Source organism: Clostridium sp. BJN0013 (assembly GCF_040939125.1).
Taxonomy (GTDB): domain Bacteria; phylum Bacillota; class Clostridia; order Clostridiales; family Clostridiaceae; genus Clostridium_B.
The window spans coordinates 2,168,332-2,186,838 of the sequence record NZ_CP162495.1; the positions used below are offsets into that span (position 1 = coordinate 2,168,332).

The window sequence follows — 18,507 nt, forward strand, 5'->3', positions numbered from 1 at the left end:
TATATTATTGGTTATTTGTCATAGTCAGCTCTTTATATAAGTCATTCATGAATCAACCTATATTTTAGAGTTTGGCTATGCATTTTTATAAATGAGTATTTTACAGACTTGCTATAACATGATTTATAGTTTCAACCACATTTTTCATATTATCATTTATGAAGAAATGTCCTCCCTGAAAGGCATATTTTTTACATTGTTTTCTTGTATAACCTGACCATTCATCTATTTTTTGGACATCCACCAATTTATCACGCATACCATAAAAAATAGTTATGGGACAATCAAATGGGTTTTCTCTATCATTATATTGATATGTTTCAAGAATCCTAAAATCAGCCCTGAGTATTGGAACAAAATAGCTGGCTAATACCCTATCTTCAAAAACTTCAGCAGGAGTAGCACCATATTCTAGGATAATATTTTTGAACTTATCTTCAGGTAGCCTATAACAAAGTTCTCTCTTACTTTTAACATGTGGAGCATTAGAACCTGAAAATATTATATTAAGAGGATTATTTAGACCGGATTGTTTAATTTTGCAGCTTAGTTCATAGGCAATTATACTCCCCATACTATGTCCAAATATTACATATGAAGAGTCATTTAAAAAATCTTTTATTGATAAAAAAACATCATTAACTGAGTCTTCAAGGGTTGTATATAAGGGTACGTTTTTTCTTCTTCCCCTTCCAGCCAGTTCAACTCTGTATATTTCAATAGATGTGTTAAGATATTTTGTCCATTTACTGTAAATCATCGATGATCCGCCAGCATAAGGCAAGCAGATTAATCTAATTTTATCCATTTTACCACCTCACAAGGGCCTTAAACATTTTATACAATTCCAAGTCACTCCATAGTATAATGTTATTTGAAAAATTGTTAGTTCTGGCACATACTGAAAGTTTGTAATTTTTATCTATATCATATTGCTTGAAATAATAATCCTCAAAACTACCTTCCCTTTCAACCCGTACATCATCATTACAAAGTTTTATATTAAATGAATTAAGTGCTATATACAGACCTTTTCCAACAGCTTTAATATAACTTTCTTTTAAAGTCCAAAATTCATAAAATAGAGACAATCTAGAACCTTCATCTGACATTAGAATACTGCCATATTCACTTTCAGAGAAAAAATGCTCAGCAATACTAAAATCAATAGGTTTAATTTGTTCAATATCAATACCCACTGGTAAATTATGTACTGCACACACTATCCAGTGTCCTGAATGAGAAACATTAAAATGAATACTTTTAGGATAACTTAACAATGGTTTTCCATAATAATTTTTTGTAATACTTAAATCTTTATTTCTCACATGAAAGTTTTTACATAGAATAAATCTTACTAATATTTCAGACATCACACCTCTTTTCAAATCTTCCAATTTATAAAATTTCTTTACTCTGTAGAGTTTCTCTTCAGAAATAAACGACATTAACTCATTTAATTCACAGCAATTCATATTGTCACTTATATTAATGGCATAGATATTGACCATATGGAACTCCTCCAGATACAAAACTTTCTAAAACTTACTTGAAGGCCGTAATTAGCTAGCCCCTCATCTTCTTTAAAGTAGGGATAAGCATGTTACCCCCTTGATAACTTCTTCTAAGATTCAGAGAAATACAACACATATATTATATATTTTTGGAAATATATAAGTCAATAATTCAACGTGTAAAATGACAAATATTAACACAGAATTAACGTATAATTAACTAATATGACTAATATTTACACAAAATTACATCAAATTAAATTTACATTTCAATATACGACATAAAATTTAGTTCTAGTTAATTATTATATTAAACTATAAAGACACATTAAAAGCTCTTTTCCATAAAACTGTGACTAATATAATTAATATGATTAAATATACACATATACCGTAATTTATAAAGGTACAGAAATAATGTATTCCCGCTAATACTCCTAATAATATCATAAGAGGAATAAAAATTAGTTTTTCCCCTTGTCCTGAAGTCTGAAATTTTTCTGAGAAAGGTAGTGATTTTTTCATAGATTTAAAACATATAACTGTAAACAGCAAAATATTAAAAAACAGTACAAATATATCCGGAATTATTCTAATACCAAATATAAATATAAACAGTATAGATTCCAGAATATATACCGGAAGCATAAGCTTTACAATAAAGGCCTTTAAAGTTCCTTTAAATATAGAGGCTGTGTTTTCAATTGGCATAGCTTTATAAATCCATGCACCTCTATAGTTTATGGAATATCTCATCATCATGACTATGGAAGGAATTATTAATGTGCAAAAATATATATTCAAATACATCTTGCTGGAAGCTATACTGGATAAGCTTTCATATCCTATATTATTGAATATAAATATAAATGGAAAAATCAATGAAAATCCTAGTGATGGATACACTTTAAGCTTAAATTCCCTTTCGTTTTTCATCATATAGGAGGCAAATTTAAAAAATATTCTTTCCTCTCTATTTGAACATATTATACTGGATAAAGCTATAGACAGCTTACCTTTAACCTTTTTTCCCCGGACACTATTATTGTTTAACTTCTGCAGATTTTTCTCAAAGGTTGGTATAAGCTTTACATATATAATTATGGAAACTATGGGCACAATTAATGCTAATACAGAAAATATCACAGTAAAATAACTGTAATTGTGCTTCAATATCAATTCAAAAGGAGCACTAAACCATACTGGTGGTAAAAAATACTGCCACCATCTGGGAGTTAATATTGCTTTTAAATCTACAATATTGAATAATCTCCCTATAAATTGATATCCTAAAGTTATAGTTATAGATAATATTATTTGAACATAATTTATTATATCCTTTAATTTTTCGCCATCAAAAAACTTTAATATGACCAGATACAATAAAGCAGTTATTATTACTATAAATAGATTAGATAAAATTATTTCAAGAAAAAATATTAGAAAAAATAAAAATCCTTGTTTTATCAAAGCTACCACCAAAGCTACCCCAGAAATTGAAATAGTTATTAAAAACATATATATGCATACATGAATTATTTTTGCAGTGTTTAAAGTTTTATTATCTACTGGTTTTGAATATATAATATTTTTATCCCTTATGTCTAAAAGCACAGAAGAAAAATCAGAAATTAAGGAAGTCATAAGCATAAACATAAGAATTCCAAATACAAAACTCATTTGAAACATAAAATTTCTATCAATAACAACAAAGGGAACCATAATTATTCCTATAATTACATAAAATAATAGAGACTTTTTAAGATTATTTCCGTTATTATTTTCACTTTTCTTTTTAGTGGAATTTTTTAATATTGTAGGTACCCGTCTTCCATCCATGAGAAGTTTCATCTGTAGTATCTTTCTCATTATAGTGTAATCTACGCCATATTTTTCAAATACACTCTGAAACTTATCCAAAAACTTTAATACTCTGAAATCTTTCATAACTGCTACCTCTCTTCAATTATAGATACAAATTTTTCAGCTATTGACTTGTGCTCACTAAACCCTACTAAGTCATTGAATATTCTTTCCAGAGATTTTTCCTCAGATTTATTTTTTAAATCCTCAAAAGTACCATCAGTTATAATTTCACCATTATTAAGAAGTACTATCCTGTTGCTTATCTTCTCTACTACATCCATTATATGAGATGAATAAAATATGGTTTTGCCCTGAAGTGCCAGTTGTGCAAGTATTTCTTTAACTACAATAACGCTGTTGGCATCCAATCCACTTAAAGGTTCATCATAAAACAGTATATCTGGATTGTGGAGTAAGCTTGATATTATAAGTACTTTTTGTTTCATTCCCTTGGAATAAGAAGTTATTCTTGAATTGTAAACTTCATCTATACCAAATAGCTTCATGAGTCTTTCTGCTTTCTTATCTACCTTATTATAATTTAAACCATAGAGTTCTCCTATAAAAGTCAGATATTCTCTAGCTGTAAGACTATCATATATTTCTGCTGTCTCCGGTACATAGCCTATTTTTCTTTTATATTCTATATTACCATCACTTATATCTTGTCCTAAAATTCTTATCTCTCCTTCATATCCCCCTATGAGTCCAAGTATTATTTTTACTGTAGTACTTTTTCCTGCACCATTAGGACCTATATATCCTATGATTTCACCTTTATATACCTGTAAATTCACCCCTTTTAATACCTGTTTTTCTCCGAAGCTAATTTTCAAATCTTTTATACTTATTAAAGGTAATTTTTCGTTTTCCAATAAGATCACTCCAGTCTGTTTTCTTCTAGGTAGATTTTATCATATTATTCTGTATAAGTCTGCTTTAATTATATTGTAACAGAGCTTTAAAAATTCAATAATATCATAATACATATATGGTAATTATTTGAACGTAAAAAGACAGAAAGTTAGACTTTCTATCCTTTTACGTTATGGTTCTTCAAACAAGTTTAACAAGCTTTATTATACCTTGAAATTGCATCTGTTATAGCTGTTCTTTCTATACCCGTAACTTATCCATGTTTATCAAAATATTTATTTGTTTTCTTATATTTAATGCAAATACACCTGCCCATACATAACTCTTTTTATAATTTTTATTTTATTAGGGAAGATATAAAACTTTTCTATTCCGTTCCTGATTTTAAGGCTTCACTCATAGAAACTGCATTGACTTTTCTTCTGCACAGCAGCTTCGACAGCTCATAGGAGAGCATGACAACGACAAATCCAAATATGATGTAAAGCGGAGTGATCGTCACGGGCATTGAAAAAGTGACGCTATTTTCAAGTGCTTTTATCAATCCTACCAGCCTATCCCCTATCCCCCTATTGTATATACTTCTCGTATTCTCCCTGCAACAGGGCTCTGTCGATAAGGCTGCCATCTTACACTATACAGTTCTCATTACTCAATAAAGGTCAGCAGCATTTTAAACCGTTCTTTTGCTGCCAAGGCATGCGGCACATTTGCCGGCATGACCACAGATTCCCCTTTTTTGACGGTGAGGATTTTCTCACCGATAGTGAGCTCCGCAGCTCCGTCCAGGATCTGTAACAGGGCGTCCCCCGGAGCGCTGTGAGCGTTAATTGCTTCCCCCTGAGCCCCTTGGTCAATAGCAAACAATATAATGTTGATGTTGGGCAATTGGGCAATGGTCAGGCTAACCAACTGTCCGCTTTGATACTCCACCAAACTTTCCAGGTTCACGCTCTCCGCATTAGGAATATTCATGATAAACTGGTTTTTCTCCAAATTAGCTCAGTCCTTTCTTGCGTTTTAAAATATTGTGGCATGCCAGTTGGTGTTCTTCAACTTTGTTATAAACGTCATCCCAACGAGGCCTTGTGTTCCACTACTTTCTTGTAAACGTCATCCCAAGTTTTACAGGGAATAATGTTCAGATCGCTTTTGGGGTAATCCGTTTGACCATATAAAAAAATGGTTCCCTTATAACTGCCTGGTAAATAGTTGAAAATATCAAGGGTATCGTCAATCAAGCCTATTACTTGAGGATAGAGATAAGCTAATGTATCTGCTTTCCATTTCATTCCTTCCTCAAGCTTTAAATTGTTAGGCCTGGTTATTACCGGTGCATCGGGAAAACCATGTTTCTTCAGCCATCTCTTTGTAGCATCTCTGATTGACGTCTGTCTTAAAGTAAGGTAACCTACTACAAGGATAACATGATCTATTTTCTCAACCGCTTTATCAGAACCTTCAATGATCGGATACTCTTCCGTCATTTCTTCCGATTCCAGGGCGAGCAGCCCCCACTTTCGAATTTCTTCAACATTCCAAAAGGGGACATCATGAGCAATCATTCTTTCGCGTAATTCTTCTACTGATAGATTTTGGGGATTTCCATAGCGCTTCGCAAGTTCGCCGGCCATGTAATGGATTGTCCATGAAAGTGTCTCATCAAGGTCTATTACTAATCCTTTCGTTCCACTATTCTCCAGTTGTTTCTTAAAAGCAACAATGTTAGAGTTCATTTGTTCAATCATTTTTTCCATCCTTTCTTCCGAGATTCTCGGACCTTAAAATATCATTTCAGCACCTTAAAGGATTTCTATATACCCTTCCGTTCCGTTCACCCGAATTCTTTGCCCATCTTGAATCCGCTTAGTGGCGTTTTCCACACCGGCTACGGAAGGCAGACCATATTCCCTTGCAACAAACGGCACCATGGGTCATCATTCCACCCACTTCCGTCACCAAGCCTTTGATCGTTACAAACACCGGCGTCCAGCTTGGGTCGGTAAATACGGTGACCAAAATATCGCCGTCCTCCATGTGAGCATCCTCCATTTTCAGAACGACCCGCGCCCGCCCCTCGATGGTCCCGGAGGAAACGGGTATACCCGCCAAAGCGCCTTTCGGTATGTTACCGGTGTCGTATTCGCCGGATATGATCTCGCCCTCGGACGTCATCACCCGTGGCGGCGTCAGCTTCTCATAGGTCTCGTATTCCTGTTTTCGCTTCGTTATGATGCCGTAATCCACCCGGTTTGTACGGATGGCCTCGCGGAGTTCCTCAAAAGACAAATAGTAGATATCCTCCTTCTCCCGGATAACCCCCTTTTGCACGAGCCGAGCGGCCTCCTTCATCAGGGCCTGCTTGATGATCCAGTAATGCTCGACCATGATATATTTCGGGTATTCCCGATAGCCGACAAAGTTGCGCAAAACGCTGATCTTCTTCCTTGCCTTCTTGGCCTTCTGTTTTCCACCGGGCAATTGTTCCAGACGATTCAGGAGATTCTGTTCTTTCTGTTTTGCTTCCAGCAGGCCCCGCTCAAACAAGGCGTTATGGGCATTCGGTTCAAGATTCTTGATATTGCTGAGAATCATGGGGACGAGTGCGGTAGGCTGTTCGCTAAAGCGGGGCCTGGTGATATCGATCTCGCCGGGGCAACGCATGCCGTATTTTCCAAGATACGCCCGTATGGATTTGCTTACAGCATTGCCGCCTTCCAACTTAGCCAAATTCTCAAAAAAAGTTTCATCATTGGCATGTTGAAAATACTCCAACACTGCAGGATATTGCCGGACGACATCCGCCACATCCAGCAACTCCAGTCCCATTTCGGCTGACGTATGGACATATATATGGTTATAACAAGTTAATCTTCTAAAAATTTCAATAAATACTTTCATAAAGTGCTGCTTAGTTCTAATTTTCATAGTATTTTCATCCTGATAATATACTGCATTAACCTTATATAGTTATATATTAATATAATTCAATATTATGGACATATAAAGGTATAGACTATTACCCTGGATTAACCGACACTATAAATATCCAAATTATTACTATAATGTTTGGTTATAATTACTTCTCATGTAGAATAAAATCAAAATTAAGCCTGTACTTTTTTCTATAATCATTGTAGCATCTCTTAAACCATTTCAAACCCGCCCTAAACAGACTGTATACCCTTATTGTCTTTTTATTCTTGTTAATCCTTACAGCTCCCAGCTCTTTATTTTTCTTATTCTTTGTGCAGATTTTTCCTAATATTATAAGCCAAGTATAGGCTATGGAAAGACATAAATATAAGTTCTTAAAATAAGTTATTCCTTTTGACCAGCTATCCTCCATATTAAATCCATTGCTCTTTAAATCTCTGAATGCTTCCTCAATATCAAATCTTTTTTGATATTCATTTATAGCTTTTTGGGGCTTCATGTTTGTTGCAATATACCATACATCATTATCTTCTGCTAAGGCAACTCCCAGATTGCATTCATATTTTTCCTCTGTTAACAGCACTTTCTCAAAGGATTTTCGCTTATTTGCTTTTATCTTTATGTCACTCAATTTTTTGATTCCAGGCTTGTTTGAAATTCTAACATTTGTAGTTGATATACATCTTATTGCATATTTCCATTTTAATTCTTCATCAATAAACTTAAACAATTCAACACTTCTAAAGCCTCTATCAGCTAAAAGAATTACATCAAAATTATAAGGGGATAAGAGTTCATGAACCACTTTTAATCCTTCATAGACATGCTCAAATTCTTTGTTTTTCTTATCTTGATACTCAAATATTTTATGCCACAATGGAATCACTCTGTTATCAACCCTTAGTGAAAATTGAAGAATAGTAAATACATCCTCTTTTGTGGTATGGTCAAAAATTATATGAACCTTTCCTGAATGATTCTTATATTTCTTCAGAAGAGTCCTTGCAAAATGGTATTGAACTATATCAGTATTTATTTTATCATTTGTTAAGAATCTGAAAATCCTTTTTACTTTACTTGCTTCAGTTGCCTCACTGAAGTCGCTCTTTAATTCTTGTGCAATTTTTGATAGCACAACTGATCCTGAGTCTATAATTCCTATTATAATTGCTACTAAAATTCTTAATCTAGGTGCTGTCAAAAAAATCATAGATTCTAGGCTTTTTTTCAGTTCTGTGATAATATATTCTTGAGTATTTAACATACTTGTTAACCGCCTTCCTATTTATATTGGTTGCAACTATATTTTATAGGGTTTTAAGGCGGTTTTCTATATAATTTTATCCTGCAAATGTTTTATACATTAATTTACATTAAACTGTCCATACGTCAGCCCATTTCGGAGGTAACATCGTTGGCAACGGATTTGGTAAGCGAATCCGCCGCGCTCTTTTCGCCCAGCCACTTTTCCATGTTCTTATTGATCCAATTCAGCGCTAATGATCCGGCATAAACCACTCCCATACTTTTGGGGTCATACATCGCTTTTTTTAAGCGCTTGAGTTCTTCTATAACGGCGGCAAACAGTTCTTCTCCGGACAGATTTGCGATCCTGCGTTGCAGCTCTCTGATAGATGCCTCATTTTGGGACATTAAAGTTTGAACGATGAATGCGTCGTTGTTGCGGGATATCTTGATTGACTGAACGACCAGCCCCCAGGAAAAATACCCTGTGCCCATGCTGAAGAACCCTTTCCCGCTGCGCGCCAATGATTTCATGAAGGTCTTCCGTTTCATCAGGCTCTTGAGTGCGTTAAGCATAAGAGGATCGATCTTGCCCATAGAAGCGAGCACTATTTTTCGTCCCACGGGAGAAGACAAATCGTGGGCCAGATCGAAGAAAAACCTCCCACCGATCGGAACGAGAAGGGCTTCCTTGGACTTTTCCTCTGGCTTATCTTGAAACCCCAACTCAAAAAAGGATAGCCCCAATGTTTTCATGGCGTCGGTCATCATCTGCTGATGGCTGAAAGACATATACACATGGTTTTTCCCATCCTGTACGTCCGGTATGGGATATAAGGTAGTGATAGAGCGGCTCTGGACAACAAAGAATTTATTTTCATACAGGCACCATTCGATATCCTGCGGACGGCCGAAATAGGCCTCAATCGTTCTGCCTGTTTTCTCAAGCTCCAAAATCTGTTCGTCCATCAGCGTCTGCCTGTTCTGACGTTCAGCCTCGATCTTCTTCTCCTCCGTTCCACCTTCTTTTAAGGCATAGATAGCCAGCTTCTTAGTGGATATCTTCTTATCAACGATTCTGCCATCACGTATCTTATAGTTATCTGCGTTTACCAGTCCGGAAACCAGAGCTTCACCGAGCCCAAAGCTTGCGTCGATGGATACAACCTTCCTGTTGGAAGTGATGGGGTCGGCAGTAAACATGATTCCCGCCGCCTCCGGGAAAACCATCCGCTGGATGACCACGGACAGATGGACCTTGCGGTGGTCGAAGCCGTTTTGGATGCGGTAGGTTACAGCATGGTCGGTAAACAGCGATGCCCAGCATTTGCTGATATGTCTCAGGATAGCTTCTTTTCCGATGATATTCAGATACGTATCCTGCTGTCCCACGAAAGAGGCTGTCGGCAGATCCTCCGCCGTAGCACTGGAACGTACGGCATAGGCATTTTTTTCACCAAGCTGGGCAAGATGACCGGTAATCTCATTATCGATGCCTTTCGGAATAGCTGTTCCTTCGATGACCTTTCGGATTTTCGCGCTGATTTCACCAATACCTTCCCTGTTGTCCGCTTTTAGAAGGGACAACTGATCCAGCAGTGAATTAAACTCCTCGTTATTCCCAATAATTTCTTTATATGATTCGGTAGTAACGCAAAAGCCCTCTGGCACTTGTATCCCCTCAATCCTGGATAATTCCCCCAGGTTGGCGCCTTTGCCCCCGACTATCGCAAGCTTGGTTTTATCGATTTCCTGAAAATCAAGTACATAGGAATTCATACATATTCTCCTTTCTAATTTTCGCGTTTTTATTTCTTATTAATAAAAAGCATTTTTGAGCAAATCAGACTATACGTTATAAATATTTCTCCTTATAAAAATTTTTTTTAAAAAGATTTATATATTCATCAAATTCTTCACATAAAGCATCAAGATCAATCTCTGTTTTAGGCATTTTACTTAAATACCCATCGGTAAGCAAAGTTAGTATTTTCATGACCAGCTTTGGATCAATGTCATCTTTAAATTTTGAAGTGTCAGTGCCTTCAAAAGCAACTTTGCTCCTCAAACTTTCACTTTCACTATTTGCAAGTATAGCTTTTATATCCGCTTTAACCTCATCATCATTTTCAAAATACACATTGTCTAGAAAGGAAAGGATGGCAGGGTGTTTTTTCATAACCGAAATTTCAATGCTGGCTGCAAGCTTAATTCTGTCAAAAAAATCAGTAACGGCATTATCAAACTTTTCATGGAGTTCATTCATGATAATATGGGTGCATAAATCAATTAGGTATAAATACAAAGCCTTTTTTGTGCCAAAGTAATGAAATACCAATGCTTTTGAAATCCCCGCTACAGCAGCGATATCGCTTATAGATGCTTTTTTGTAACCGTTAGTGCCAAAGCATGTAAGGGCAGCATCAATAATTATATTTTGCTTCTCTACGGGTAAACTTAAAAATTTCTCCAAAAGACTCACCTCGTAAATAGTATTAACCAATTCGGTTAATACTATTATAACATCTTTAACCGCTTCGGTCAATAATATTTAAAGCTTCTTAACGACCACAATAATACAGCATGCTCAATGGTTTATATCCAATAGTCGGTTTGCTCATACCCAAAAAGATATCCCTCAGAATTCTTACTTTACGGTTAGCTCAGCAGGGGGAATGGAAGGCTTTATGATCTGGCTACTATAAGCCATTATAAAAATTATGAAGCTATTCAACGGTCAGAGCAGTTTAGTAAAATAATCAAACAATATTAGCATAAAATAAAACCTGATTAGCTAATCCATATAGTAGAGTGACTATACGATTAGAGAAATTACTAAAAGAACTAGCTTTTTCAGTTAGTGCAGAACAAGCCTCTAGACTAGCTATATATGTAGGTACATCTAAAAGTTCACATTATTTTTTAAGACTTATAAGAAAATTAGATGCAAACAACTTAAACACTAAAGAACATGTCAACATAGGTATAGATGACTTTGCTTTTAAAAAAGGCCGCCGCTACTGGAACATGAGGTAAAAAAGAGCGCACTTGCCACGCCCTCTGCAATTTGCTTTTTTCGATAAGGAGAAGCAGCGGCTTTGACTTTTAGTTCAAAGCCGCCATTACCGTCAAAACAACGGTTTTGTATTCGCTTTAAAATGTTGGCATCCAGCGTACCATAAAAGAAAGAGCCGGTAACTGTGAGAAATCTCACATGTTATCGGCTCTGCGCCTTGGCGTCCGGCTCTTTGATAACTGACAGATTCAGTTGTTTTACATTGATCAGCGTTTGCTGTTTACACTTTGGACAAAATAGCGGGAAGTTTTCAAGCACCGTATCACCGCATATCCTGACCCGTGTTTTGTTGCCACAAACCGGGCATAATATTCACTCGTATTTACACACTCTACCATCCCTTTTTACTTGATGTTTTTGTTGACCACTAATTTTAATGCCTGTAAACATTAAGCCGCTTTCCGTTTATAGGCCCTCATTGCGAATATATACGCGACAATAAGGATACCCAGGCACCATGCGAGCGCAATCCAGATGTCGCTGTCGACGGACTGCCCCGCGAGCAGTGAACGGATAGCATCCACGATCGAAGTAACCGGCTGATTTTCGGCAAAGGCGCGAACGGGTCCCGGCATGGACGCCGTAGGCACAAAGGCCGAGCTGATAAACGGTAAGAAAATAAGCGGATAGGAAAAGGCGCTCGCTCCGTCCACCGATTTTGCGATCAGTCCAGGAATCACCGCGATCCAAGTCAGGGCCAGCGTAAACAGCGCGAGGATGCCGGCCACGGCGAGCCATGACAGCACCCCTGCCGACGAGCGAAAGCCCATAATCAAAGCTACAAGAATGATGACGATGACCGAAATGGTGTTGGATACCAGCGAGGTCAGCACGTGCCCCCACAGCATGGATGAACGTGCGATCGGCATGGAATGGAACCGCTCGAAGATGCCCCCCTGCACATCCATAAACAGACGGACAGCCGTATAGGCGATGCCGCTTGCAATCGCAATCAGCAGAATGCCGGGGAGCAGATAATTCACATAATTGTCCGTACCGGCTTGAATTGCGCCGCCCAACACATATACAAACAGCAGCATCATTGCAATCGGAGTAATGCAGACCGTGATAATGGTATCCATGCTGCGGAAAATATGGCGCATGGAACGTCCAAGCATAACGCCCATATCGCTGAAAAAGTGTTTCTTTACGGTTTCCATTTACTTTTCCTCCTTCTTGCCAATGATTGCGAGGAATATCTCCTCCAATGTCGGCTGTTTTTCCACATACTCCACCTTTGCGGGCGGGAACAGCTTTTTCAGTTCCGCGAGCGTACCGCTCACGATAATCCTTCCCTCATGCAAAATGGCGATACAGTCGGCGAGTTGCTCGGCTTCCTCCAAATATTGCGTGGTCAGGAACACCGTCGTGCCGCCGTCAGCAAGCTCTTTGACCGTCCTCCAAACCTCGATGCGCGCCTCGGGGTCAAGCCCGGTGGTCGGCTCGTCGAGAAAAATAACTTGCGGTTTTCCTATAAGGCTCATGGCGATGTCGAGCCTACGGCGCATACCGCCCGAATAGGTGGAAACCCTGCGGTCGGCGGTCTCGGTCAAACCGAAGTGTTTCAGTAAATCATCGGCGACCTGACGCGGATTTTGGAGGTGCCTCAGCTTGGCGATCATGATAAGGTTTTCTCGCCCGGTCAATATCTCGTCTACAGCGGCGAATTGCCCTGTCAGGCTGATTGACTGGCGCACATAGTCGGGCTTTGCCACAACATCGATGCCGTTTACAGCGGCGGTTCCGCCATCCTGTTTAAGCAGCGTGGTGAGGATTTTAACAATAGTCGTCTTGCCCGCGCCGTTGGAGCCGAGTAGGGCGAAAATCTCACCTCGCTTCACTTCAAAATCGACGCCCTTTAGGACTTCTGTGTCCTTGAAAGACTTTCGCAGACCTTTCACTTCAATTGCTTTTTCCATCCCGACATCCCCCTTTTTTATCCGTAATCTTTTTCATGGCCTTGTTAACTTCTTGGTCAACAGATTCTTGATAGATGTCAGCGTAAGTTTTTGAATCTTTGATTAGATCGTCGCAGAAAGTCGCTACGTCACTGCCCGTCACTTCGAGTACGCCTTTCCCCAAGGCCGCGTCCTCTTCAAAAAGATCGATAATCCCCGAGAGCAAACCCGTCCCGTCGGTTAGCTCAACAGGGCCGACCTTAAAGAGATATTTTTGAATCTCTTTATAAACAATCTGATAATCTTGCGGGAGCGCTTTGATACGTGCCACGTGCGCTCGCCACTCTTTTTTGCCTTCGATAATATCTTGTATTCTCATTTTATCCTCCTATTCACCTAATTTTTTAGCGATATTATTGTTGAGTTGCTTGCGCCACTTGTCGCGATAAGACTTTGCCCCTTCTTCGCCGGCCAGCGCTGAACAGAAGCCTTTGATATCGTCACCCAAAACCTCTTGGACACTCTGACCGTCCGCCGCCGTTTCTTCAAGCAGACCAAGCACACCGTCAAGAATTGGCATGAGGTTGCGACCGGTGAAATCTGAGTATGACCAAAGATTGGCATTAATTTTTTCCCATGCCGCTTGATAATCAGCAGGCAGTTTTTTGACTCGCGATTCAAAAGTTTTCAATTCTTTAGTCATGTCACTGCCTGTGATTTTTTTCCAAAAATTCATTATTTTTTCTCCTTTAACTCGTTGATTTTTGACGTGACAAATTCCCATTTTTCCCAGAACTTCCGCAGTTCCTCGCGCCCCGCGTCGTTGAGCGCGAAAAACTTTCGCGGCGGTCCCATGTTGGAGGGCTTCTTGGTGATCTCCACCAACTTGTTTTTTTCAAGCCGTATCAGGATGGTGTACACCGTTCCCTCCACAACATCTGTGAAACCGAGGGCGTTCAGCCGCCGCGTGATTTCGTAGCCGTAGGTTTCTTTGCGGCTTATAATTTCAAGGACGCAGCCCTCAAGCACACCTTTGAGCATTTCCGTTAGATCTTCCAGCATAATCACCTCTTACTATTCTGTATGACTGATATTCAGTATTGCTTACTACCACTATATAGTAACACGTAGTAGTTGGTTTGTCAATAGCGGTTGTTCTGATAATGGATTTCAACTAAAACGCAAGATGCTATCCGGCAAGCAGGGCAACTGTGGCCACAGTCGCATATTTTTTGTAGGATGAACCTACAAAAAATTGCTTATTGAGGTCAGCCCCAAACCCTGCCCCTCCGCTTCTTTGTTGCGTCATGTCGCTATCGCTCCATTTCCTTGTTTTTCTGTACGTCCGTCAGGCCGAGCAGATGGTCAATGTTGACCTGTATATCCTCCTGCCCATAACCTTTGCCAAGTGTGGAGGAGTGGAATTGCAGTAAATGTAATTATGAAAATGCTTGCGGTCAACATGTGTAGCTACAAAAAAAGCGTGCTTGCCTTTAGTCCAGCGCATAGCCTGTTTCATAGCCTATCCAGTTGGCTTCCTCCGGAGTTATCTCACCGGAAACAAAGGACTGGCGGATCTGATAGTACAAAACGTCCGCATCCCTTTTTTGTTTTCGGCCCGTGATAGCCTTATACTTGGCTGTCACAGTAAAATATTATTAGGCAGAAAAATAAGAAAATATATTTCATCCAAAGGGGCATCGTACACGATTCCTCCGAAGTCCAATACTCAAAATCCATGGAAATGTGATCGCTGACTCTATAAAGAACGTCACTTAGTAGAATGCTCTTTTAATAAAATCAAGCATTTTCGTAGGATTGCAACTCGGTACGATAAGCTGGCATCTTCTTTTTTACCTTTGTTTACTGTGCTTCGATATTTATCTTGTGCAAATAGTATAGGAATTGTACATTTTCAGACATACCCTAAGCATTTTTTTATTTTAGGAGGAAAAATATGACTTTGAATCTTAAAAACTTGATTAAAATATTTATGTTATCTATAGTTCTACCAATGGCAATAGTACTAATAATAAACAAATTATTAGTTTTTCAGATCATTGTGCCTTCAGACTCTATGTATCCTACAATAAAAGAAGGGGATAGAATCCTTGTTACAAGAGTATATGATACAACAAAGTTAATGAGAGGCGATATAATAGTATTATATTCAGATGAATTAAAAACCACTATAGTAAAAAGATTAGTAGGAATGCCAGGAGATTTTGTTTCTATGAAAGATGGACAAGTATTCATAAATAAAAAAAATTAGATGAACCTTACATAGTGTGTAGAAGTGATTCCAGTAAAAATTTAAAAGTGCCATCTAACCGCTTTTTATTTTTAGGAGATAACCGTTTTTCATCATATGACTCAAGATATTGGAAAGAACCATACATAGAATCCACTTGTATAAAAGGAAAAGCCCGATTTATACTATATCCATTTAAAAGATTTGGAAAATTTACTATTGGGCAAGACGTACTAAAAAACTAATAAATTTTTTTAAAATAGGAGTGAAAACCAATGATACCATTTAATAAGATATTTAAAAATAATTATCTAAAAAACAACGATATTTTTTATCTATTTATAATAACTTGTCTAGGTATATTTATACGAACCTTTTTTATAATTACTGTAAGTAATTATCCAAAATCTGATTTTTACACATACCAAGATATTGCAACTAATATTTTTTTACATAAAGGACATTCCTACTTAGGCAAACCCATAGCTTTCCAACCTATGGGTTACACTATGTCATTAGGATACTTTTATAGCCTCTTTGGATTAAATAATATTCTTCTAGGTAAAATATTTAATGTTATATTGTCATCAATTACATTAATAATATTCTTATTAATTTTATTAAAACTAATGCATAATAGACTTTCTATATATTTATCATGTATCATTATTACGTTTATTCCAAATTATATAGCATATAATAACGTTTTAGGAGCTGAAGTTTTAATAACTTTTCTGTTTTCTATTGTAATTTATCTACAGATATGTGACTTTAATAACACACTTAAATATATTATTATCGGCATTTTTACAGGAGTTGCCGCTTTAACTAAACCTTTTTTTCTCATGTACCCTTTTATATTAACATTAATTAATTGGATAAATTACAAAAATATAAAAAGTTCCATTAAAGTATTACTTAGTACCTTTGTATTCTTATGTCTAGTTATTGCTCCATGGACATATAGAAATTATAAAGCTTACGGGCTATTTATACCTGTTTCTTATAATGGAGGATATGTATTGTTTATTAACAATAATCAGAATAATACAACCGGAGCTTAGATGCCTCTTTCTTCAATACATGTACCAGAAGATGTAAATGCTAAACTTTTAAGACTTAATTTTGATTATAAAAATTCCTATAAGCAAAACGAAATTCTATTAAATCCTAATCTAGAACCTGTATTCAAAGATGAAGCCAAAAAATGGATATTAAATCACCCGGATAAATTTTTTAAACTTGGTATTATTAGAGTACGTAATACATTTTTTAAGGGTGCTGCAGATATATATGAATGGGCAATAGATAGTGTATCACCAAAAAGAGCCAATAAACTTTTGAGAACTAATTTTATTCATTTAGTTTTCGATAGGTATATCTATATATTAAGCTTTGGTGGTTTTATTTACGTATTATTTAACTTGAAAAATGTACTACTTAGCTTATTCTTTAATAAATATAAACTTAATTATGAAATATCTATACCATTTTTTAATATAGCATTTTTCATACTAATACCTTTTGTATTTGAAGGTCAACCAAGGTATAACTTTCCTGTATTATTTTTACTTGCAATATGTACAACTAATTATATAGAAAAAATATTTAACTTTATAAAAAACAATCAACTTATAACAAATTTAATTGGAAGACTCTGTTTAAATTGATATACTCAGCAGAAACTTCATGGGGTAATGAATGAAATGCCTCCAAGATTTGAAGCTGGAGGCTAACTTTTATCATAAATTTTTCCCTGTAAATACATAACTACTTTGCCCCTGATTACAGAGCTGCTGGTATTACCCCTATTAAGAAGCTAAGTGAAAAATCCCAAAATAATGCTTGATTTTTTATGCTTACAGGTGGGGAATTTTTATTCCGATAAACGGGACTTTTTTCTTGACAATAACACCATTATGATTTAAAGGAAATCTCTGAAGTTGAAGGAAGTGTTTGGGCAGCATATAACTAGGTAATTCTTTTTTTATATTTTGTTTTAATATCTCAATACCCATTTCAGACAAATATTCATATTATTTTTCAAAAAACAAACACAAAATAGACAGCTAACCCACAAGATAAGCTGCCTGTTCTGTTTAAAAATACATATGAAAATATTTTAAGTTGTATATATATATTATTTTACACAAAAAACCCGTATAACTAATAACAGATATAACAGTATTTGCTATGCCTCTGGAACTGACAAGTGAAAGGCAGAAACCTCCCACAGGTAATGGAAACAATAGATATTCTGGTTTTTCATTTAATAAATCCAATACCATGTGCAGTGCATATCCAAGTCCAAACCAAATGACAAACTTCCCTGCGATGAGCCATACTCCTATATTCATAGTTGCAAAACCCAGCAAACTATGCATATATTTTCTATGCCCTGTTATTCTTCCAAAAACAATTGAACTAACTACAAATAAAATGCCTATCACCTTCAGCTGTCCCGGCATATTTTTACTTATTAACTTCATAACATTGTAATGGAACAAATATGTATCTGCCAAATACAAGCCTAATAACAAGATAGTCATGTGAATAATATCACTTATAACATGGCCAGCTTTAGACATTTTCAGATCTGCATCTGTGGCATATGATCCCAGTACCACGAAACCCAAACCTATAATAGAAGTTTCTATACTTGCTTTAGGAACTAATAAAAACGCCGCTCCGCAAAGTCCCACCGCTGCATGTGTCTTTCCCGTCATAATTTACCTCCAAAAAATCATTTCATTTTCTATTAAGTTTCTTTTCTTGTTCTTAAGAAGCAAGCTTAAAAACTTCGATCTATTTAATTTAGCTTGAAGTACCTCTCAATTAAATTAT

General features: G+C 36.7%; 22 protein-coding genes and 3 pseudogenes. 6 read left to right on the forward strand and 19 right to left on the reverse strand.

Annotated elements, in window-relative coordinates; genetic code table 11:
- Positions 1–100: 100 nt before the first annotated feature.
- The 11 genes and pseudogenes from AB3K27_RS11045 to AB3K27_RS11095 all read right to left on the reverse strand — a co-directional run bounded on the left by AB3K27_RS11045 (position 101) and on the right by AB3K27_RS11095 (position 10,911).
- Positions 101–808 (reverse strand): thioesterase II family protein, encoded by a 708-nt coding sequence (locus AB3K27_RS11045; RefSeq protein WP_368487499.1) that lies wholly within the window; start codon positions 806–808, stop codon positions 101–103.
- A 1-nt stretch (position 809) separates the two neighbouring features.
- Positions 810–1,511, reverse strand: a complete 702-nt coding sequence (locus tag AB3K27_RS11050; protein ID WP_368487500.1) for a 4'-phosphopantetheinyl transferase superfamily protein — start codon at positions 1,509–1,511, stop codon at positions 810–812.
- A gap of 318 nt (positions 1,512–1,829) precedes the next feature.
- Entirely contained in the window at positions 1,830–3,461 is a 1,632-nt protein-coding gene (locus AB3K27_RS11055; RefSeq protein WP_368487501.1) for a hypothetical protein, read from the reverse strand.
- Positions 3,462–3,466: 5 nt separating this feature from the next.
- A complete protein-coding gene (locus tag AB3K27_RS11060) occupies positions 3,467–4,255 on the reverse strand; it encodes an ABC transporter ATP-binding protein (RefSeq protein WP_368487502.1) in 789 nt (262 codons plus the stop codon).
- 368 nt (positions 4,256–4,623) lie between these two features.
- The gene (locus tag AB3K27_RS11065) at positions 4,624–4,884 is read right to left on the reverse strand and encodes a hypothetical protein (RefSeq protein WP_368487503.1); all 261 of its coding nucleotides are present in this window, start codon (positions 4,882–4,884) and stop codon (positions 4,624–4,626) included.
- 20 nt (positions 4,885–4,904) lie between these two features.
- Positions 4,905–5,231, reverse strand: a complete 327-nt coding sequence (locus tag AB3K27_RS11070; protein WP_368491215.1) for a cupin domain-containing protein — start codon at positions 5,229–5,231, stop codon at positions 4,905–4,907.
- A gap of 95 nt (positions 5,232–5,326) precedes the next feature.
- Positions 5,327–6,004, reverse strand: a complete 678-nt coding sequence (locus tag AB3K27_RS11075; RefSeq protein ID WP_368487504.1) for a hypothetical protein — start codon at positions 6,002–6,004, stop codon at positions 5,327–5,329.
- 54 nt (positions 6,005–6,058) lie between these two features.
- Positions 6,059–7,094 (reverse strand): annotated as a pseudogene (locus AB3K27_RS11080) (PEP-utilizing enzyme); the annotation flags it as partial.
- A 241-nt stretch (positions 7,095–7,335) separates the two neighbouring features.
- On the reverse strand, positions 7,336–8,457 hold the full coding sequence (locus AB3K27_RS11085) for an IS4 family transposase (RefSeq protein ID WP_368487505.1): 1,122 nt from the start codon (positions 8,455–8,457) through the stop codon (positions 7,336–7,338).
- A gap of 125 nt (positions 8,458–8,582) precedes the next feature.
- A complete protein-coding gene (locus AB3K27_RS11090; RefSeq protein ID WP_368487506.1) occupies positions 8,583–10,217 on the reverse strand; it encodes a phosphoenolpyruvate synthase in 1,635 nt (544 codons plus the stop codon).
- A 76-nt stretch (positions 10,218–10,293) separates the two neighbouring features.
- A complete protein-coding gene (locus tag AB3K27_RS11095) occupies positions 10,294–10,911 on the reverse strand; it encodes a TetR/AcrR family transcriptional regulator (protein WP_368487507.1) in 618 nt (205 codons plus the stop codon).
- A 338-nt stretch (positions 10,912–11,249) separates the two neighbouring features.
- On the opposite strand from AB3K27_RS11095, the gene AB3K27_RS11100 reads away from it, so the two are divergent.
- Positions 11,250–11,474 (forward strand): hypothetical protein, encoded by a 225-nt coding sequence (locus tag AB3K27_RS11100; RefSeq protein WP_368487508.1) that lies wholly within the window; start codon positions 11,250–11,252, stop codon positions 11,472–11,474.
- Positions 11,475–11,655: 181 nt separating this feature from the next.
- Here the strand turns inward: AB3K27_RS11100 and AB3K27_RS11105 are convergent, their stop codons facing one another.
- The 7 genes and pseudogenes from AB3K27_RS11105 to AB3K27_RS11135 all read right to left on the reverse strand — a co-directional run.
- Positions 11,656–11,826, reverse strand: a complete 171-nt coding sequence (locus AB3K27_RS11105) for a cysteine-rich KTR domain-containing protein (protein ID WP_368491216.1) — start codon at positions 11,824–11,826, stop codon at positions 11,656–11,658.
- Between the two features lie 77 nt (positions 11,827–11,903).
- Positions 11,904–12,674, reverse strand: coding sequence for an ABC transporter permease (locus AB3K27_RS11110; protein WP_368487509.1), 771 nt, complete (start codon positions 12,672–12,674; stop codon positions 11,904–11,906).
- Complete coding sequence (locus AB3K27_RS11115; RefSeq protein ID WP_368487510.1) at positions 12,675–13,433, reverse strand: ABC transporter ATP-binding protein; 759 nt, start codon at positions 13,431–13,433, stop codon at positions 12,675–12,677.
- Entirely contained in the window at positions 13,417–13,791 is a 375-nt protein-coding gene (locus AB3K27_RS11120) for a DUF1048 domain-containing protein (RefSeq protein WP_368487511.1), read from the reverse strand. The genes AB3K27_RS11115 and AB3K27_RS11120 overlap by 17 nt, the downstream gene beginning before the upstream one ends.
- A gap of 9 nt (positions 13,792–13,800) precedes the next feature.
- Positions 13,801–14,148 carry a DUF1048 domain-containing protein gene (locus AB3K27_RS11125; protein WP_368487512.1) on the reverse strand — a complete coding sequence of 116 codons (348 nt, stop codon included), beginning with the start codon at positions 14,146–14,148 and terminating at the stop codon, positions 13,801–13,803.
- Entirely contained in the window at positions 14,148–14,474 is a 327-nt protein-coding gene (locus AB3K27_RS11130; protein WP_368487513.1) for a PadR family transcriptional regulator, read from the reverse strand. Before AB3K27_RS11130 ends, AB3K27_RS11125 begins: the two co-directional genes overlap by 1 nt.
- Positions 14,475–14,829: 355 nt before the next feature.
- Positions 14,830–15,052 (reverse strand): annotated as a pseudogene (locus AB3K27_RS11135) (relaxase/mobilization nuclease domain-containing protein); the annotation flags it as partial.
- Between the two features lie 117 nt (positions 15,053–15,169).
- Between AB3K27_RS11135 and AB3K27_RS11140 the strand changes: the two are divergent.
- The 5 genes and pseudogenes from AB3K27_RS11140 to AB3K27_RS11160 all read left to right on the forward strand — a co-directional run.
- Positions 15,170–15,309 (forward strand): annotated as a pseudogene (locus tag AB3K27_RS11140) (IS4/IS5 family transposase); the annotation flags it as partial.
- Positions 15,310–15,369: 60 nt separating this feature from the next.
- A complete protein-coding gene (gene lepB / locus AB3K27_RS11145; protein WP_368487514.1) occupies positions 15,370–15,684 on the forward strand; it encodes a signal peptidase I in 315 nt (104 codons plus the stop codon).
- Positions 15,685–15,731: 47 nt separating this feature from the next.
- Positions 15,732–15,908: a S26 family signal peptidase gene (locus tag AB3K27_RS11150; RefSeq protein WP_368491217.1), complete on the forward strand. Its 177-nt coding sequence runs from the start codon at positions 15,732–15,734 to the stop codon at positions 15,906–15,908.
- Positions 15,909–15,938: 30 nt separating this feature from the next.
- Complete coding sequence (locus AB3K27_RS11155) at positions 15,939–16,727, forward strand: hypothetical protein (protein WP_368487515.1); 789 nt, start codon at positions 15,939–15,941, stop codon at positions 16,725–16,727.
- On the forward strand, positions 16,728–17,333 hold the full coding sequence (locus AB3K27_RS11160) for a hypothetical protein (RefSeq protein WP_368487516.1): 606 nt from the start codon (positions 16,728–16,730) through the stop codon (positions 17,331–17,333).
- Positions 17,334–17,762: 429 nt separating this feature from the next.
- On the opposite strand, the gene AB3K27_RS11165 is transcribed toward AB3K27_RS11160, so the two are convergent.
- The gene (locus tag AB3K27_RS11165) at positions 17,763–18,389 is read right to left on the reverse strand and encodes a metal-dependent hydrolase (RefSeq protein WP_368487517.1); all 627 of its coding nucleotides are present in this window, start codon (positions 18,387–18,389) and stop codon (positions 17,763–17,765) included.
- Positions 18,390–18,507: the final 118 nt, after the last annotated feature.

Excerpts from the sequence above, each read along its gene's own strand:
- AB3K27_RS11045 (WP_368487499.1), bottom strand. The coding sequence starts at position 808 with ATGGATAAAATTAGATTAATCTGCTTGCCTTATGCTGGCGGATCATCG.
- AB3K27_RS11050 (WP_368487500.1), bottom strand. The coding sequence starts at position 1,511 with ATGGTCAATATCTATGCCATTAATATAAGTGACAATATGAATTGCTGT.
- AB3K27_RS11055 (WP_368487501.1), bottom strand. The coding sequence starts at position 3,461 with ATGAAAGATTTCAGAGTATTAAAGTTTTTGGATAAGTTTCAGAGTGTA.
- AB3K27_RS11065 (WP_368487503.1), bottom strand. The coding sequence starts at position 4,884 with ATGGCAGCCTTATCGACAGAGCCCTGTTGCAGGGAGAATACGAGAAGT.
- AB3K27_RS11070 (WP_368491215.1), bottom strand. The coding sequence starts at position 5,231 with ATGAATATTCCTAATGCGGAGAGCGTGAACCTGGAAAGTTTGGTGGAG.
- AB3K27_RS11075 (WP_368487504.1), bottom strand. The coding sequence starts at position 6,004 with ATGATTGAACAAATGAACTCTAACATTGTTGCTTTTAAGAAACAACTG.
- AB3K27_RS11085 (WP_368487505.1), bottom strand. The coding sequence starts at position 8,457 with ATGTTAAATACTCAAGAATATATTATCACAGAACTGAAAAAAAGCCTA.
- AB3K27_RS11090 (WP_368487506.1), bottom strand. The coding sequence starts at position 10,217 with ATGAATTCCTATGTACTTGATTTTCAGGAAATCGATAAAACCAAGCTT.
- AB3K27_RS11110 (WP_368487509.1), bottom strand. The coding sequence starts at position 12,674 with ATGGAAACCGTAAAGAAACACTTTTTCAGCGATATGGGCGTTATGCTT.
- AB3K27_RS11115 (WP_368487510.1), bottom strand. The coding sequence starts at position 13,433 with ATGGAAAAAGCAATTGAAGTGAAAGGTCTGCGAAAGTCTTTCAAGGAC.
- AB3K27_RS11120 (WP_368487511.1), bottom strand. The coding sequence starts at position 13,791 with ATGAGAATACAAGATATTATCGAAGGCAAAAAAGAGTGGCGAGCGCAC.
- AB3K27_RS11125 (WP_368487512.1), bottom strand. The coding sequence starts at position 14,148 with ATGAATTTTTGGAAAAAAATCACAGGCAGTGACATGACTAAAGAATTG.
- AB3K27_RS11130 (WP_368487513.1), bottom strand. The coding sequence starts at position 14,474 with ATGCTGGAAGATCTAACGGAAATGCTCAAAGGTGTGCTTGAGGGCTGC.
- lepB (WP_368487514.1), top strand. The coding sequence starts at position 15,370 with ATGACTTTGAATCTTAAAAACTTGATTAAAATATTTATGTTATCTATA.
- AB3K27_RS11155 (WP_368487515.1), top strand. The coding sequence starts at position 15,939 with ATGATACCATTTAATAAGATATTTAAAAATAATTATCTAAAAAACAAC.
- AB3K27_RS11160 (WP_368487516.1), top strand. The coding sequence starts at position 16,728 with ATGCCTCTTTCTTCAATACATGTACCAGAAGATGTAAATGCTAAACTT.
- AB3K27_RS11165 (WP_368487517.1), bottom strand. The coding sequence starts at position 18,389 with ATGACGGGAAAGACACATGCAGCGGTGGGACTTTGCGGAGCGGCGTTT.